The organism is Kitasatospora sp. NPDC058032 (genome assembly GCF_042885845.1).
In the GTDB taxonomy this organism is placed as follows: domain Bacteria; phylum Actinomycetota; class Actinomycetes; order Streptomycetales; family Streptomycetaceae; genus Kitasatospora.
In genome coordinates, this window is record NZ_JBHVRK010000010.1 from 120,184 (window position 1) to 137,099 (window position 16,916).

Here is a 16,916-nt window from a genome sequence, read left to right on the forward strand (position 1 = left end):
TGCTTCGCCCGGTGAAGCACGTACTGCTCGACTTCGACGGCCCGGTGTGCTCGGTGTTCGCCGGCCTGCCCGCCCCCGAGGTTGCGCGGCGACTCCGTGAGGGCCTGCTCGCCACCGGAGAGAAGGCCCCCGCCGGTTCTGAGGCCGAGACCGATCCGCTTGCCCTACTCCGGCTTGTTGCCGACGCCAGGCCCGACCTCGCCGAGAGCGTCGACTCCGCGTTGGCGGCGCTGGAGACGGAAGCTGTTCGGATTAGCAGACCGAACTCGGGTGGAGAATCGGTTTTGCGAGCCTGCGTGCGCTCTGGCCGGTCCGTCTCGGTGGTCAGCAACAACGCTGGCGCGGCGATCGAGGTGTACCTCGCGGACCATGGCCTGAGCGGCTATGTGGCCGGTGTCTTCGGTCGTGTCACTGGCGACCCGTCGTCCATGAAGCCGAATCCCCGCCTCCTTGTGGAGGCCATGGAAGCCGCAGGCGCCAAGCCGGCGGACTGTGTGTTCATCGGTGACGCAGCCCGGGACGTGGAAGCGGGTGACGCCGCTGGCGTGGCGACGATCGGCTACGCAAACAAGCCGGGGAAGGACGCCAAGTTGGCCGCAGCCGGAGCCGTGGCCATCGTCGACTCAATGCAGCGCATCGCGGATGCCCTGGCCTGACGCAAACGCAAAAAAGCCCGGGTCGGGCAGCCGAAGCTGTCCGACCCGGGCATCATGGAACATGCGTGGAACGCTGGTTATGGCGGTGCGTTCAGGTTGATGCTCCGCCGCAGATGGAAGAGGGTTCTGGGGCCAACAGCCTTGATGTTCTTGAAAACTGTCGTGCGGTGACCCCGTACCGTGGGTTCGAATCCCACGCTCTCCGCCGGTAGGAGAAGAACCACCTGCTCGAGGCGGGTGCCGACCTGAGGTCGGCACCCGCCTTCGTGCTGTTCGAGGGTGGGCCGGGGTTGGGCCGAGGGTGGGCCGGGTTCACCTGAACGGGGGGTTTGGGGTGGGAACGTCCTCGGGTGGGGGTGCGGGGTCCGTCGTCAGGGCGTAAGGGGCGAACTGCCCTGGGCCCGGCGAGGAGAGACTGATGGCCTGGTACCCCGGTGCGGAGAAGATGGAGCTCGAACCGGAGTCGGACGAGCAGCCGGCGATCATCCCGACGCAGGTGATCTTCCACAGCGTGGCGGCGCCGTGGACGCCGCGGCGGATCTACGAGTACTGGAGGGACTCCACCAACCTGGAGTCCCACTTCGGGGTCGGGTACGACGGCAGCGTCGGGCAGTACATCGGCACCCAGACCCGCGCCGACGCCAACATGCGGGCCAACCGCCGGGCCGACGGCACCGGCGCGGTGAGCGTGGAGTCGGCCAGCGACGACCAGAGCACCGATCCGTGGACGGACGCCCAGATCAACGCGTTCGTCGCGCTCGGGGTCTGGCTGCACCAGCGGCACGGCATCCCGCTGCGGATCTGCGGCGAGTGGGACGAGCCCGGCTTCGGCGTGCACCGGATGTTCCCCGAGTGGTCGGACGGCGGGACGGCCTGCCCCGGGGACGCCCGGGCCCGGCAGTTCCGCGACGTCGTGATGCCCGGCATCGTCGCGGCGGCCGGCGGTGCGCCGCTGCCCCCGCCGGGCGGCGGCTCCGGCCCCGCCCGGTACCGGGTGACCATCAACGGGCTCGAGTACGGCTACGGGGCGCACGGCCCGCAGGTCGAGGAGGTGGGCCAGGCGCTCGTCCGGCAGGGCTTCGGCGGGCACTACCAGTCCGGGCCGGACCAGGACTGGCGGGACGCCGACACCCTCAACTACCAGGACTTCCAGCGCAGTCTGGGCTACTCGGGGTCGGACGCCGACGGCGTGCCGGGCGAGGCGTCGCTGCGCCGGCTGCTGGGCCGGCTGCCCTCGGCGCAGCGGGTGTCGCTCGCCCACGTGGTCGCGGCGGCGCGCACCGACCCGGGGGCCGAGCAGGGCCACCAGACGTACGGCGGCGAGGTGCGGATCGTCGAACAGGCCCTGGCGGACGAGGGGTTCCTGGAGCAGCGCTGGGTGGACGGTTCGCTCGGCACCCGCACCGTGCAGGCGTACGCCGCGTTCCAGCGCAGTCTCGGCTACGCGGGCGAGGACGCCAACGGCATCCCCGGCCAGCGCAGCCTCCAGGTGCTGGGCCGACGCAGGGGGTTCGACGTGACGGACTGACCGGGCGGCCGCGAGCGGGCGGCCGGGCGGCGAAGCCGGTGCTTGACCGTGACACCGTGTGAGGGTCTGCACTGGAGGGACCATGTTGAACATCGGAGACTTCGCCAAACACGGCCGGGTGTCGGTCCGCATGCTGCGCCACTACGACGCCGTCGGACTGCTCCGGCCCGCCCGGGTCGACCCGTTCAGCGGCTACCGCTGCTACGAGGCGGCCCAACTGGCCCGGCTCAACCGGCTCATCGCCCTCAAGGACCTCGGCTTCACACTGCAGCAGGTGCGGGCCGTCCTCGACGAGGAGGTGGACACGGCCGAGCTGCGCGGGATGCTGCGACTGCGGCGGGCCGAGCTCGCCGCGGCGATGGCGGCGGACGCCGAACGGCTGGCCCGGGTCGAGGCGAGGCTCCGGACGATCGAGAGCGAGGGGACCATGTCCACGCACGATGTCGTGGTGAAGCGGGTGCCGTCGGTGCGGGCGGCCGAACTGACCGGGGTCGCGGCGAGCTACGAGCCGCAGGACATCGGGCCGGTGATCGGCCCGCTGTTCGACGAGCTCTGCGGGCGGCTGGCGGAGGCCGGCATCGCGCACACCGGCCCGTCCGTCGCCCGGTACGAGGACACCGGCGGCGGTGACGGCTCGGTGCTGATCCGGGTGGCCGTGCCGATCGCCGCCTCGGTCGACCCGGCGGGGGAGCACGGTCTCACGGTGGTCGACCTGCCGGCGATCGAGGAGGCGGTGACCGTGGTGCACCGCGGCTCGATGGACGACTCCCTGGGCGCGGTCCAGGCGCTGGCGCGGTTCATCGAGGAGAACGGCTACCGCTCGACCGGGTACGCCCGGGAGCTCTACCTGGAGTGCCCGGAGGAGGTGGCGGACTGGGTGACGGAGCTGCAGGAGCCGGTGCTGCGCGGGTAGCCGCCGGTCGTCCGGGCGCTCGCCCTGAAGCAAGCCGGTCGAGGGTCCTGGCGTCGTCCGGCATGACGACCACCGAGGCCCCCGCGCCGGGCAGCGCCGCCCGCCCGGCGCGTCCTACCTGCCCGCGTCCTACCTGCCCGCGTCCTACCTGCCCCGGGGGCGGCGTACTTGCCGGGCGGCCGGGCGGGCGGCAGAGTGCGAGGACCGGGCGGTGCGAGCGGAGGCGGCGATGAGTGACCTGACGGACCGGCTGGCGGAGGGCCTCCCGCCCGGCGCCCTGGCGGTGGACCCGGACGTGACGGCCGCCTACCGGCACGACATGGCGGACTTCTGCCCGGCCGGCACCCCCGCGGTGGTGGTCTTCCCGGAGACGGTCGAGCAGGTGCAGCACGTCCTGCGGACCGCCACCGCGCTGCGCGTGCCGGTGGTCCCGCAGGGGGCCAGGACCGGGCTGTCCGGCGCGGCCAACGCCGTCGACGGCTGCATCGTGCTGTCGATGGTGAGGATGAACCGGATCCTGGAGCTCGACCCGGTGAACCGGATCGCGGTGGTCGAGCCGGGTGTGGTCAACGCCGAGCTCTCGCGGGCCGCCGCGGCCTCGGGGCTCTGCTACCCGCCCGACCCGTCGAGCTGGGAGTCCTGCACGATCGGCGGCAACATCGGCACCGGTGCGGGCGGCCTCTGCTGCGTCAAGTACGGCGTGACGAGCGAGTACGTGCTCGGCCTCGACGTGGTGCTGGCCGACGGGCGGCTGCTGTCCACCGGCCGCCGGACGGCCAAGGGCGTGGCGGGCTACGACCTGACCCGGCTGCTGGTGGGCTCCGAGGGCACCCTGGGCGTGGTGGTCCGCGCGGTGGTGGCGCTGCGGCCGGCCCCCGCGCCGCAGCTGGCGCTGGCGGCGGAGTTCCCGAGCGCGGCCGCGGCCGGTGCGGCGGTCTGCGAGGTGATGGCGCGCGGCTTCACCCCGTCGCTGATGGAGCTGATGGACGCGGTGAGCGTGCGCGCGGTCAACGAGCTGGGGCGGATGGGGCTGCCGGAGTCCACCCGGGCGTTGCTGCTGGTCGCCTTCGACGGCCCGGACCGGGTGGCCGAGCTGGCCGCGGTCGGGGAGCTGTGCCGGGCGGCCGGGGCGACCGAGGTGGTGCCGGCCGAGGACCAGGCGGAGTCGGAGCTGCTGCTGGAGGCGCGCCGGCAGGCGCTGCCCGCGCTGGACCGGCTGGGCACCACGATGATCGACGACGTGGCGGTGCCGCGCTCGCGGCTGGCCGAGATGCTGGAGGGCGTCGCGGCGATCGCCGAGCGGCACGCGCTGACCATCGGGGTGGTGAGCCACGCGGGCGACGGCAACACCCATCCGATCGTGATCTTCGACGCGGCGGACGCCGAGCAGTCGGCCCGGGCGCAGCGCTCCTTCGACGAGATCATGGCGCTGGGGCTGGAGCTGGGCGGCACGATCACCGGTGAGCACGGGGTGGGGCTGCTCAAGCGGGAGTGGCTGGCGCGGGAGCTGGGGCCGGTGGCGGTGGACCTGCAGCGGCAGCTGAAGGCGGTCTTCGACCCGCTGGGCATCCTCAATCCCGGCAAGGTGATCTGATCCGTCTGATCCCGCACGCCCTGCCGATTTTCGGACTGTCACAGAATGGCCCGAATTTATCGACACGGTAGGTCGACCGAACCGGCAGGGGGCGCGTTCGACTTCGTCGCGCGCCGTGGGGGTGCACCGGCTCGCGGCCGGTCGACCGGTCTGCGTCGCAGGTGGGAGGGGGTACGAAGGCCGCGCTCTCGGGTAGGTGGCGATTATGCATCGGGCCGCCGGATATCACGCTAAAGGGCGAAAAGGCGGCCGTGAGGTGGTGCTTTGTCGATTTGTTGCGGAAGTCTGTGTCCAGACGTCGCACATCCGCAGGTGTTCGTTCGGTCGGCGAACTCCCGCACACCTGACACGATCACCGTTCACGGGAGGCTCCACCACGACATCGTCCTCGTACCGGTCTTCTTCCTGAGCTCCTGAGCACCGACCGGGTGCCGTCGACGGCGGGGGCGCCGTCGGCGGAGGCCCCGGGCCGGGCAGGAGGGAACGGATCGCACAACGCTCTCACCGGGCAGCGGAAAGGGTCACCGCGCACCGGTCCCGTGGGCGGCACCGCAGGTCGGTGCCGCCCACGGGCGCGTCCGGGGGCCGTCGAGAGGTCCAGTCCAGGGCCCGCGCCCGGCGCCGTCACCGCGCGGCGGTACGGTTGCGCTCCGACAGCGCACCCCGCGCCCGGCACGCCCTCCCGGCGACCGGTCCGCCGCGGGGCTGCGGACGCGGCAACCGGAAGGAAGGGCGCGATGGCAGCGGAGGAGGAGGGCCTGACCGGCCCCGGCGAGACCAGGCCGGCACCGGGTCCCGGGCCCGGCGGGGAGCAGGCTCCGGCCGCGCCCCGGTCCGTGCCCGAGCTGATGCTCGGCCGCCCGCCGATGGCCCGCCCGTTGCCGACCTTCGACGCCGAGGCCGCCCCGGCCGAACCGGGCCCGCTCTTCGTGGACTGGCTCGCCACCGCGCTGTACGCCGGGGTGCTGGACCCGCAGGTGTTCACCCTCTCCACGGTCGACGCCGACGGCATGCCGGACGCCCGCGTGCTGGTGCTGCGCGACGTGGACGCCGCCGGTACCGGCTGGGTCTTCTCGACCGCCGCCGACAGCCCCAAGGGCCGTCAGCTCACCGACCACCCGGCCGCCGCGCTGACCGTCTACTGGCCGCAGCTCGGCCGCCAGGTGCGGGTGCGCGGCACCGTCGAACGGGCCGCCGACCAGGTGGCGGGGGCCGAGTTCGCCACCCGCTCCCCGGCCGCCCGGATCGGCGCGCTGGTCGGACGGCAGAGCGAGCCGCTGGCCTCGCCGGCCGAGTACGAGGAGGCCGTAGCGGTGGCCTGGCGCCGGCTGGAGGCCACCCCGGACGCGGTCGCCGCCGGGCACGCCGTCTACACGCTCTGGGCGAACGAGGTGGAGTTCTGGCAGGGCGACGCGGAGCGCCACCACGTCCGGCTCCGCTACACCCGGACCGGCCCGGTGCGCACCCCGGAGTGGTCGCGCACCCTGCTCTGGCCGTAGCGCCGTAGCGCCGTAGCGCCGTAGCGCCGTAGCGCCGTAGCGCCGTAGCGCCATAGCGCCAGGGCGCCGCAGCGCCGTGGCACCGCAGGACAGCGGAACGCCCGGGGGCGCGCATCGAGCCGATGCGCGCCCCCGGGTTCACCATGACACCGTGCCTCAGCGCCGCCCGGTCAGCGTGGCCCCGACGCTCGCCGCCACCACGCAGCCGATGCCGGCCAGCTGCGCGGCGCCCAGCAGCTGACCCAGCACCACCAGGCCGACCAGCGCGCTGACCGCCGGCTCCAGGCTGACCAGCACGCTGAACACCCGCTGCGGCATCCGCCGCAGCGCCGTCATCTCCAGCGCGTACGGGATCACCGGCAGCAGCAGCGACACCCCGGCCACCGCGAGCAGCAGCATCACCGGCGAGGCACCGGGCGCGGTCAGCCCGTCCCAGGCCTGGCCGAGCCCGAACGGCGCCACCGTCAGCGCGCCGACCGTCATCGACACCGCCAGCCCCTGGAAGCCCTGGAACGCTGCCCCGACCTTGTCGGTGAACAGGATGTACGCGGAGTAGCAGGCCGCCGCCCCGAAGGCGTACAGCAGGCCGACCGGGTCGAGCCCGCCGCCCTCCCCGCCCTCGCCGAGCAGCGTCAGCAGCGCCACCCCGCCGGCCGCGAGCAGCGCCCAGAGCAGGTGGCTGGCGCGACGGGCGAAGACCAGGGCGACCGCGAGCGGGCCGAGGAACTCGATGGTGGCGGCGGTGCCCATCGGCAGCCGGTCGATCGCCCCGGCGAACAGCAGGGTCATCCCGGCCGAGGCCATGCCGAGCAGGGCGGCGGCGGCGAGGTCGCGCGGCCGGCGCCCGCGCAGCCGGGGCCGGGTGACGGCCAGCAGGACGACCGCCGCGAAGCCCAGCCGCAGGAAGGTGGTGCCGCTCACCCCGAGCGGTCCGAAGAGCGGCTTGGAGAACGCGATCCCGGTCTGCACGAGGAACATCGCCACGACACAGAGAAGCGGCGCCGGAATTCGCTCCGGGCGCCGCAGCAGGTTCGTGAACCGTCGGCCGGTGGATCGGCCGGGTCGTGCGTCCGGTGGCAGTCCCTCTCCCGGGGACCCGCCTCGTCGCCAGCTGCCCCGCTCGCCGGCGGGCTCGCCCTTGGGGGCGGGCGGCATGGCAAGCGCCTCGGCGACGGCGGCGGCCGGCGTCGGGGCGGAGGTTTCGCTGGGATGGGAGGTGGGCATGATGGCGAGTTTGCCGTAAGGAGCCACTGGGCAGCAAGCTCGTTACAAGAATCGGGACGGATGCGGACGGGTGCGTCCGAAAGGGTGAGCCCCGACGGTGCGCCCGGCGCGGCGCCGGGCGGGATCCGACGGCCCGTCAGTATCAAGGCGGCGTGCGCCATCTCCGCCCCGCCTCGCTCGCCGCCGCCTCCCTCGTCCTCGTGCTGGCCGCCGCCGGTCCGGGCGCGAGGGCCGACGCCGCCGCTCGTTCCTCCGCCGTCCCCCGCATCCGGGCCGCCGTCCTGCCCGACCGGCACGGGCCGCCGCCGGCCCGGCCCCGCGACCTCTACGCCGGCGCGGCCTTCGACGCCTGCACCGCGCCCCCGCTGGAGACCCTGCGGGCCTGGCGCGACGCCTCGCCGTACGGGGCGCTCGGCATCTACACCAGCGGCGGCCAGCGCGGCTGCGCCCAGCCGAGGCTGACCGCCGACTGGGTGCGGCAGGCCCGGGCGATGGGGTGGCGGTTCCTGCCCGTCCACGTCGGCCTCCAGGCGCCGTGCAGCGACCTGACGCACAAGCCCAAGCGGATCGACCCCGCCCGGGCCGCCCAGCAGGGGCGCGAGGAGGCGGCCGAGGCGGTGCAGGGCCTGCGGGCGGTCGGGATCGGCCAGGGCAGCCCGGTCTTCCTGGACATCGAGGCCTACCCGGTGCGCGATCCCGCCTGCGGCCAGGCCGTCGTCGACTTCACCGTCGGCTGGACCCAGGCGCTGCACACGGCGGGCTACCGCTCCGGCTTCTACTCCAGCCTCGACTCCGGCATCGCCGACCTCGCCGCGGCCGCCCGGGCCGGCAGCTCGCCGCTGCCCGACACCCTCTGGTACGCCCGCTGGGACGACCGCGCCGACACCACCGGGGGCGGGCCGCTCACCGCGGATCTCTGGTCCCAGCACCAGCGCGTCCACCAGTACCACGGCAACGTCGAGGAGACCTACGGCGGAGCGACGCTGGCCATCGACCGCAACCAGGTCGACGCCCCGCTGGCCGGCTGACGGACCCGCCGGCCGGCCGGCGGTCACTCCCGCAGCGCGAGTCCCAGCCAGCCCCGGCCCTGGCAGTAGCGGCAGGTCTCGGTGATGTACCCGGTGCCGGTGCGGCCCGCCCGCAGGCCCTTGCGCGCCTGCGTCCGCACCCCGCCGGAACAGCACGGGCACGGCAGCCGGAAGCCGGCCAGACCCCGTCCCACCCGCCGCTCGCCGTGTCCGTCGTCCATGGCTCCAGTATCCCGGCCACCGGGGCGGGCACCCGGGCCGCCCCCGCCGGACCGGGGAGAACGCGGCCGGACCGTGGCCGGGTCGTGATCGGGGCAACGCGGCCGGGATGCTGACATCCGGGACACGGCGCGGCAGAATCGGGCCCGTACTGCCCGTATTACCGCCCAGTAGCCGTAGTTCGGCCGGGCCGGGGCAGGAGCCGCAGTGCCGCCCAGGTCGAGGAGGACCCGTGTTCAGCACGATGCAGGACGTACCGCTCACCGTCGCCCGGATCCTGGAGCACGGGTCCACGATCCACAGCCGGTCGACGGTCACCACCTGGGACGGCACCGGTCCGGTGGTCCGGACGTACGCGGAGGTCGGCGCCCGTGCGGCGCAGCTCGCCCGGGCCCTGCGCGACGAACTCGGCTGCACCGACGCGAGTGTCGTCGGAACCTTGATGTGGAACAACGCCGAGCACCTGGAGGCCTACCTCGCGGTGCCGTCGATGGGCGCGGTGCTGCACACCCTCAACCTGCGGCTCCCGGCGAACCAGCTGTCGTTCATCGTCAACCACGCCGCCGACCGCGTGATCATCGTCAACGGCACCGTCCTGTCGCTGCTGGCCGCGGTCCTGCCCGAGCTCGCCCCGACGCTCAAGCACATCGTGGTCAGCGGCCCCGGCGACCGCTCGGTGCTGGCCGGCTTCGCGGGCGGCGTGCACGACTACGAGGAACTGATCGCGGACCGGCCGACCGCCTACCCCTGGCAGACCGACATCGACGAGCGCCGGGCCGCCGCGCTCTGCTACACCTCCGGCACCACCGGCGACCCGAAGGGCGTGCTCTACAGCCACCGCTCGGTCTACCTGCACTGCCTCCAGGTCAACACCGGCGACAACTTCGCCTTCACCCCGCGCGACACCGCGCTGCCGGTGGTGCCGATGTTCCACGTCAACGCCTGGGGCATCCCGCACGCCGCCTTCATGTCCGGCGCCAACCTGCTGATGCCGGATCGTTTCCTCCAGCCCAAGCCGATGGCCGAGATGATCGCCGCGGTGCGGCCCACCGTCAGCGCGGCCGTGCCGACCATCTGGAGCGGCCTGCTGGACGAGCTGGACGCCGGCGACTACGACACCTCCAGCCTGCGCATGGTGGTGATCGGCGGCTCGGCCTGCCCGCCCTCGCTGATGAAGGGCTACGAGGAGCGGCACGGCATCCGCGTCCTGCACGCCTGGGGCATGACCGAGACCTCGCCGCTCGGCACCTTCGCCCAGCCCCCGGGCGGGCTGACCCCGGAGGAGGAGTGGCCGTACCGGGTCACCCAGGGCGTCTTCCCGGCCTCCGTCGAGGCCCGGCTGATCGGCCCGGGCGGCGAGCGGATGCCGCACGACGGGGTGTCGGCGGGCGAGCTGGAGGTGCGCGGCCCGTGGATCGCCGGGGCGTACTACGGGGGCGCGGGACAGGACCCGCAGCGCCCGGAGGACAAGTTCTCCGAGGACGGCTGGCTGCGCACCGGCGACGTCGGCACGATCACCGCCGACGGCTACCTGACCCTCACCGACCGCGCCAAGGACGTGATCAAGTCCGGCGGCGAGTGGATCTCCTCGGTGGACCTGGAGAACCACCTGATGGCCCACCCCGAGGTCGCCGAGGCCGCCGTGGTGGCCGTTCCGGACGAGAAGTGGGGCGAGCGGCCGCTGGCCACCGTCGTGCTGCGACCGGGCGCCACCGCCGGGCTGCCGGAGCTGCGCGCGTTCCTGGCCGGGCGGATCGCCTCCTGGCAGCTGCCGGAGCGCTGGGCGATCGTCGAGGCGGTGCCGAAGACCTCGGTCGGCAAGTTCGACAAGAAGGTGATCCGCGCCGACTACGCGGCGCGGAAGCTGGACGTCACCCGGCTCGGCAAGGAGTAGCCGGGAGCAGCCGGGGAGCACGAGGGCCGGTCACCCCGGGAAGGGGTGGCCGGCCCTCGGCCGTGCACGGCTGTCAGCCCGCCGCGGCGACGCCCGCCTCGCCCATGGCGCCGATCCGCCCGAGCAGGTCGACGATCCGGGACTGCACGTCGTCGCTGGTCGAGCGCTCGGCGAGGAACAGCACCGTCTCACCGGTGCGCAGCCGGGGCAGCTCGCGCGGGTCGAGGTCCACCGAGGTGTAGACGACGAGCGGGGTGCGGTGCAGTCGGTCGTTGGCGCGCAGCCAGTCCAGCAGGCCGACCCGGCGGCGGCGGATCTGGAGCAGGTCCATCACCACCAGGTTGGGCTGCACGCTGCTGGCCCGGGCGACGGCGTCGTTCTCGTCCACCGCGTGCTCGACGTGCATGCCGCGCCGTTCCAGGCTGCCGATCATCGCGGCGGCGATGTCCGGGTCGCCCTCGACCAGCAGGACGCGCGGGGCGTGGTTCTCGCCGTCGCGCGGGGCGAGGGCGCGCAGCAGGACGGCCGGGTCGGCGCCGTACGCGGCGTCCCGGGTGGCCTGCCCGAGGCCGGCGGTGACCAGCACCGGGACCCGGCTGTTCAGCGCCGCGGTGCGCAGCGACTGCAGCGCGGTGCGGGTGATCGGGCCGGTCAGCGGGTCGACGAAGAGTGCGGCCGGGAAGCCGGCGACCTGCGCGTCCACCTCCTCGCGGGAGCGGACGATCACCGGGCGGTAGCCGCGGTCCTGGAGCGCCTGCCGGGTGGCGGGGTCGGGCTCGGGCCAGACCAGCAGCCGGCGCGGTCCGCCGTCGGGGGCCGGGGCGGGCAGCTGGGGGTGCTCGCCGACGGCGTCGCGGCCGCTCGGCAGGGCGACCGGCGCGACGGCCTGCGGGGCTGTCGGGACCGCCGGGGCGGCGGGCGCGGCGGGCAGCTCCAGGGCGGCCCGCGGCCGGGCCTCGGCGGCGGGAGCCACCGGTGTCACCGGCACCACGGCGGCCGGGCCGGGGGCACCGGGCGCGCCGAACGGGCGCGGCGGGGCCAGCTCGCCCAGGCCGGTGCCGACCGGGCGCGGGCCGCCCTCGCGCTGCTCGTCGCCGGGGGCGGCGGGCAGCGCCGGGACGGCCGGCGGCAGCGCGGGCAGCGCGGAGCCGCCCGCCGGGCCGGCTTCGGGCGCGGCCGGACCGCCGGCCTCGCCGCCGGGCCCGGGCGGCACGGCCAGCCGGCGCCGTCGGCCGGTCGGCGTGGGCGCGGCGGGCTCGGGCGGCGCGGGCGCCGGACCGGCCGGCAGGGCGTGCTCCAGCCCCGGGTAGACGGGGGTCTCGGTGCCGCCGGGCAGGGCGAACCCGCCGGAGGAGTCCTCGGCGCCGGGCAGCGCGCGGCGGCGCCGGGACGGCCGGGGCTCGGCGTCCCCGCCGTCGTGGCCGGCCGGGGCCTTCGGGGCGGAGTCGCCGCCGCCCGGGCCGAGCGCGATCGGGGTGCGTGCGGCGCCCTCGCCGCCGGCGGCCCGGCGCTCGCCGTCACCGGGGACCGCGCCGTTCGGGTCGCCGGGGCGCCCGTCCGGACGCCCGCCGTCGACCGGGACGGCATAGGCGGTGCCGGAGCGGCCGTCGTCCTTGCCCCAGGGGTCGTTCTGCGGGCGGCTCGGGCCGCCCAGGCTCTGGCGCCCGTACGCGGGGTCGTTGCCGGTGCCGTTCCACTGCTCGGGGACGGCCCGTTCGATCCGGGCGGGGGCGTTGGGCCACTGGTCGGCGGGGATGTCCGGGGCGATGGCGCCGACCGGGGCGGCGGGTTCGGCGGCCTCGCGGCCCGGCTGCTCCGGGGCGGCGGGCGGCAGCTCCACGGCCGGCCGGCCGCGGCGTCCGCGCCGCTGCTCGACGACCGGCTCCTCGCCCGGCGCACCGCCGGCCGGGGACGGTCCGGCCGCGGCCTCGGCTCTCCGGGCGTCGGCGGAACCGTCCGGCGCGCCCTCCCGGGGGGCCTCGGCCGGAGCCTTCGCGGGGGTGCCCTCGGCGGCGGCCGGCTCCTCGGCCGGGGCCGCGGTCGGCAGCTGCGGGATGCCCGGCAGGTCGGGCAGGACGGCGCTGTCGCTCTCCTTCGGCCGGTCGGACCGGCCCTCGGCGGACGCGCGCTCGGCGGCGGCCTTGGCGGCGGCCGGGTCCAGCGGCAGTTCCACGACGTACGTGGTTCCGGCGCGTCCCGGCAGCTCGTGCGGCTGGAGCACCCCGCCGTGGCGCTCGACCACCGCGCGGGCTATCGGCAGGTGGACGGGGCTGCCGCCGCGCCCCGGGCCGCGGATCTCCACCCGGGCGACCTCGCCGCGCTGGGCGGCGGCGAGCACCACGGCCGGCGTGTCCCCGCCGGCCGGCGGCAGGGCGGGCGTGCCGGGGGCGGCGAGTCCGGGGGAGGGCAGTTCGGGGGCGACGTCGTCCAGCGCGAGGCCGATGCCGCTGACGTCGGCGACCAGGTGGGCCAGCGCCTGGGCGAGCCGCTGCTCGTCGGCGATCACCTCGACGGCGGCGGCGTGCACGGAGAACCGCACCCGGCCCGCGCCGACCAGCTCGCCGGCGTGCTCGACGGCCCGGCGGACCACCTTGTCCAGGGCGACCGGCACCCGCTCGGCGCTCTTCCGCCCGCCCTTGCCGTCTTCCGTACCGCCCTTGCCGTCGGCCGCGGGGCCCTTGCCGTCCGCGGCGCCGCTCTCGCCGGCCTCGGAGCGCTGGTGGGCCAGCACGCCCTCGATCAGCTTGCCGTAGCGGCGGCACTCGTCGGCCAGCCGGCGAAGGGTCCAGTTGGCCTCCGGCCAGAGCTGCCCGGCCGGGTCGGCGGCGAGCGCGTCGATCCGCCGGTGCAGCGCGGTCAGCGCACCGCCCAGCTCGCTCTCCAGGACGGCGGTGAGGTGCTCGTTGCGGGCGACCAGCGCCAGCTCGCGGCTGCGGTCGGTGAAGGTCATCACGGCGCCGACCAGCTGGTCGCCGTCCCGGACCGGGGCGGTGGTGAGGTCGACGGTGACCGGGCGGCCGTCCTTGCGCCACAGCACGGTGCCGCGCACCCGGTGCTTGCGCCCGGAGGTCAGGGTGTCCAGCAGCGCGGACTCCTCCAGCGCCAGCGGGGTGCCGTCGGCCCGGGAGTGCTGGATCAGCGGGTGCAGCTCCCGGCCGCCCAGCTCACTGGCCCGGTACTCCAGGATGTGCGCGGCGGCCGGGTTGACCAGCACGCAGCGGCCTTCGAGGTCGACGCCGACCACGCCCTCGGCGGCGGCCCGCAGGATCATCTCGGTCTGCTTGTGCTGGCGGCGCAGCTCCGCCTCGACGCCGAGCCGGCCGGTCAGGTCGCGGACCAGCAGCAGGAGCAGGTCGGAGGAGCGGGAGCCCTCGCGGTAGGGGTCGTAGGGCGCCGGGGGCGCGTAGCCGGTGCCGGCGCTGGTGCCGGTGCCGTCGTCGTCGAAGTCGTTGCCGGAGACCTCGACCGGGAAGGTGGTGCCGTCGGTGCGCCGGGCGGTCATCCGCACCGGGCGGTCGAGCGCCTCGTCCTCGCGGGCGGCGGGCCGCATCGAGCCGGGGATCCGACTGGGGTCGAACTCCGGGAGCAGGTCGAGCACGCCCATGCCGACCAGTGAGGTCCCCGGTGCCTGGAGCGCCTGGACGGCCGCGTTGTTGGCATCGACGACGGTGCCGTTGCTGTTCACCAGCAGCAGCGCGTCGGGCAGGGCGTCGAGTATGGCGGCGAGGCGAGCAGCGCCTCGGATCGGCCTGCTGCTCACGTCGACAGGTCTCCTCGGCTCAGGGCAGCTCTCTCCGGAGACGGCAGTATCTCATTCTTCTTTGCGGCGGGGACGACCCGCCTAGTAACGTTGGCGGCGGTTGGTGCCGGGCCCCCGGGTTGTGGCATCATCACAGGCACAAGGAACGGGTCCGCGCACGTGGGCTTGCTCCATGTGGAGGAGGCTTCGCCTAGTCCGGTCTATGGCGCCGCACTGCTAATGCGGTTTCGGGGTTATTCCTGATCGAGGGTTCAAATCCCTCAGCCTCCGCCAGCCGAAGAGCCCCGCCGACGATCTCGTCGGCGGGGCTCTTCGCATGTCCGAACATGATCGGAAGGGCGTTCGGCCGGTGGGTCCGGGGCGCCCGGATCAACCGATTTCGCCCCGCGCCGCAGGTCATGTAATGTTGTCCCCGCACCGCCCCGGAGGAACGTTCGCCAGGGCGAGCGCTCATAGCTCAACGGATAGAGCACTTGACTACGGATCAAGAGGTTGCAGGTTCGAATCCTGCTGAGCGCACCAAACCCCGCAAGACCGGGTCCGCCCGGCACTTGCGCTCATAGCTCAACGGATAGAGCACTTGACTACGGATCAAGAGGTTGCAGGTTCGAATCCTGCTGAGCGCACCAGCGAGAAGCCCCCGGCCATTGGCCGGGGGCTTCTGCGTTTCCCGGGTCCGGTTCGGCCCGGCCGGGGTGCCGCCCGGACGCCCCCTCGGTGGCCCGCGATGGCCGGCAACGGCCCGCGACCCCTCGCGATACCTCGCGCAAGGGGTGAAATGCGGTTCTTTCGGGTACATCCCGTCCTGCCGGACGGAGGACCGCCAATCGGGTGTCATGCGGCCGAGAGTGCAAGTGTCGCCATATGACCGGCTCAGGATCGTGATTCCGTTTTGTCTGATCTTGTGTCCAGACTGCCCGGCCATCCAGGCCGCTCCGGCAGCCGATGCGAAGGAGAGCCGGATGAACCGACAGTTCCCGGCAGCGGCCGGCGCCGCGGTCCTGGCGACCGGACTGGTGATCGGTTGGAATCCGCCGCCCTCGGCCGCCCGGCAGATCGAGCCGGACCGCCCGTCCTCCGGCCTCCATCAGGGCGGCACCACCACGCTCACCCTTTCCGCGTCCACCAACGACCCCGGCATCCGGCTGACCGGCACCGGCGAGCCGGGCGGCACCGTCGTCGTCACCGACCGGTCGTCCGGTGGCCAGGAGGACGACCTCTGCTACACGACCGTCGGGGCCGACGGCGGTTGGTCCTGCCTGCCGGTGGAGAACCTGGTGGACGGGCCGCACCGGCTCACCCCGTTCGCCGCCGACCTCGCCGGGAACCGGACCGCCGGGCAGTCGGCCGAGCTGGTGGTCGACACCGTGCCGCCGGACGGCCCGCTGCTCACCGCGCCCGCCGCCGGGGAGACCGTCCGGGTCGCCCGGCCCCGGCTGGCCGGGAAGGCCGAACCGGGCGCGCGGGTACTCGTCACCGCGGGGCCGGACCGTGGTGACGGGCCCGCGCGGATCGTCGCCTGCGGAGCGACGGCGGCGGTCGACGGCAGCTGGACGTGCACGGCCAACCGGGATCTGACGGACGGGGAGCGGTGGCTGATCGTCACGGCGACCGACCTGGCGGGGAACAGTACGGCGGCCGAGGCGGTGGCGGTCCGGGTGGAGACGATCGGTCGGCCGGCGGCGACGACGCAGGTTCCGCTCCCGCCGCTCCCGCCGCTCCCGCCGCTCCCGCCGTTCCCGACGCGGACGCCCACGCCCACGCCCACGCCGTCGTCGGTGCCGTCGCCGTCGCCTTCAGCGTCGACGGCCGCGGCGCCTTCGCCGGTGGTCACCCCCTCGCAGGCCGCGCCCTCGGCTCCCCGGCCATCCGTGACCGCCCTGTCGCCGGCGGTCACCGCGTCGCCGTCGCCATCGCCGTCGGCGTCGGCGTCGCCCTCGGTCCCGGTGCCGGCGCGGCCGTCCCCGGCCGCTCCCGCTCCTGCTCCGGCCGGCCGGCCGTCGCCCGCCCTGCCGGCGGCCCCGGTACCGACCGTCGCCGTTCCCGCCCCGGTCGTTCCCACCCCCGCTCCGGCCGCGCCCGCGTCCGCCGCCGCGCCCGTCACCGTGGTGGCCCCCGTTCCGAGCGGGCTGCTGCCGTTTGTCGTGCCACCGGCCATCGGCGCGGTGGCCAGGTCGGCGGCCCCCACTCCGGCGCCGACCCCCACGCCCGTACCCACGGCGCCCGGTCCGGCTCCCGCCCCGGCCGCGTCCGCCCCGAGCCCGACGCCCCAGGCGCCGACGGTCCCGGCTCCCGCCCCGGCGGCGCCGTCGGCCTCGGCCGCCGCCCCCTCCGCTGCCCCGGACCGGGAGCGGGCCGAGCGGGTGCCGGCCGCGCCGCCGCCGGGCGGAGCACGGCCGACGGTCCGGGCCGCGGGCGCCGCCGTGGCCGAGACCACCGCCGCCGAGGACCCGTCGTCGCCGACGGCCGCCGACCGGCACCCGTCGGACGGCTGGCGGGGCGTGCTCGCCGCGGTCCTGCTGGTGCTCACCGGTATCGGGCTGATCACCCGTCGGGTGATCGGCCGGGGATCCGGTCCCGGGCGGCACTGAGCCGCTCTCC

11 protein-coding genes and 3 tRNA genes are annotated in these 16,916 nt (G+C 75.2%); 11 read left to right on the top strand and 3 right to left on the bottom strand.

The features are described 5' to 3' along the window. Positions 1-11: 11 nt before the first annotated feature. The 5 genes from ACFVUH_RS18305 (at position 12) to ACFVUH_RS18325 (ending at position 6,190) form a co-directional block, all read left to right on the top strand. Positions 12-656 (top strand): HAD family hydrolase, encoded by a 645-nt coding sequence (locus ACFVUH_RS18305; RefSeq protein WP_387914276.1) that lies wholly within the window; start codon positions 12-14, stop codon positions 654-656. Positions 657-1,074: 418 nt separating this feature from the next. Beyond that, positions 1,075-2,184, top strand: a complete 1,110-nt coding sequence (locus ACFVUH_RS18310; RefSeq protein ID WP_355360737.1) for a peptidoglycan-binding protein — start codon at positions 1,075-1,077, stop codon at positions 2,182-2,184. A gap of 82 nt (positions 2,185-2,266) precedes the next feature. Then, complete coding sequence (locus tag ACFVUH_RS18315) at positions 2,267-3,097, top strand: MerR family transcriptional regulator (protein WP_387914278.1); 831 nt, start codon at positions 2,267-2,269, stop codon at positions 3,095-3,097. Between the two features lie 229 nt (positions 3,098-3,326). Then, positions 3,327-4,691 (top strand): FAD-binding oxidoreductase, encoded by a 1,365-nt coding sequence (locus ACFVUH_RS18320; protein ID WP_387914279.1) that lies wholly within the window; start codon positions 3,327-3,329, stop codon positions 4,689-4,691. Positions 4,692-5,428: 737 nt separating this feature from the next. Beyond that, a complete protein-coding gene (locus ACFVUH_RS18325; RefSeq protein WP_387914280.1) occupies positions 5,429-6,190 on the top strand; it encodes a pyridoxal 5'-phosphate synthase in 762 nt (253 codons plus the stop codon). Positions 6,191-6,346: 156 nt separating this feature from the next. Here the strand turns inward: ACFVUH_RS18325 and ACFVUH_RS18330 are convergent, their stop codons facing one another. Beyond that, positions 6,347-7,168, bottom strand: a complete 822-nt coding sequence (locus tag ACFVUH_RS18330) for an EamA family transporter (protein ID WP_355360933.1) — start codon at positions 7,166-7,168, stop codon at positions 6,347-6,349. Positions 7,169-7,566: 398 nt separating this feature from the next. Between ACFVUH_RS18330 and ACFVUH_RS18335 the strand changes: the two genes are divergently transcribed. Then, positions 7,567-8,442 (top strand): DUF1906 domain-containing protein, encoded by an 876-nt coding sequence (locus ACFVUH_RS18335; RefSeq protein ID WP_387914281.1) that lies wholly within the window; start codon positions 7,567-7,569, stop codon positions 8,440-8,442. 23 nt (positions 8,443-8,465) lie between these two features. On the opposite strand, the gene ACFVUH_RS18340 is transcribed toward ACFVUH_RS18335, so the two are convergent. Next, positions 8,466-8,663, bottom strand: coding sequence for a hypothetical protein (locus ACFVUH_RS18340; RefSeq protein ID WP_355360722.1), 198 nt, complete (start codon positions 8,661-8,663; stop codon positions 8,466-8,468). A gap of 230 nt (positions 8,664-8,893) precedes the next feature. Here ACFVUH_RS18340 and ACFVUH_RS18345 point away from each other — a divergent pair, with 230 nt between their 5' ends. After that, the gene (locus ACFVUH_RS18345) at positions 8,894-10,555 is read left to right on the top strand and encodes a long-chain fatty acid--CoA ligase (RefSeq protein WP_387914282.1); all 1,662 of its coding nucleotides are present in this window, start codon (positions 8,894-8,896) and stop codon (positions 10,553-10,555) included. Positions 10,556-10,628: 73 nt separating this feature from the next. Here the strand turns inward: ACFVUH_RS18345 and ACFVUH_RS18350 are convergent, their stop codons facing one another. Continuing rightward, complete coding sequence (locus tag ACFVUH_RS18350) at positions 10,629-14,315, bottom strand: PAS domain-containing protein (RefSeq protein WP_387914283.1); 3,687 nt, start codon at positions 14,313-14,315, stop codon at positions 10,629-10,631. Between the two features lie 179 nt (positions 14,316-14,494). On the opposite strand from ACFVUH_RS18350, the gene ACFVUH_RS18355 reads away from it, so the two are divergent. From ACFVUH_RS18355 to ACFVUH_RS18370, 4 genes are all read left to right on the top strand, one after another. Then, a tRNA-Ser gene (locus ACFVUH_RS18355) sits at positions 14,495-14,588 on the top strand. A gap of 173 nt (positions 14,589-14,761) precedes the next feature. Beyond that, positions 14,762-14,837 (top strand) — tRNA-Arg (locus ACFVUH_RS18360). Between the two features lie 31 nt (positions 14,838-14,868). Then, a tRNA-Arg gene (locus tag ACFVUH_RS18365) sits at positions 14,869-14,944 on the top strand. A gap of 333 nt (positions 14,945-15,277) precedes the next feature. Next, on the top strand, positions 15,278-16,906 hold the full coding sequence (locus tag ACFVUH_RS18370; RefSeq protein ID WP_387914284.1) for an Ig-like domain-containing protein: 1,629 nt from the start codon (positions 15,278-15,280) through the stop codon (positions 16,904-16,906). Positions 16,907-16,916: the final 10 nt, after the last annotated feature.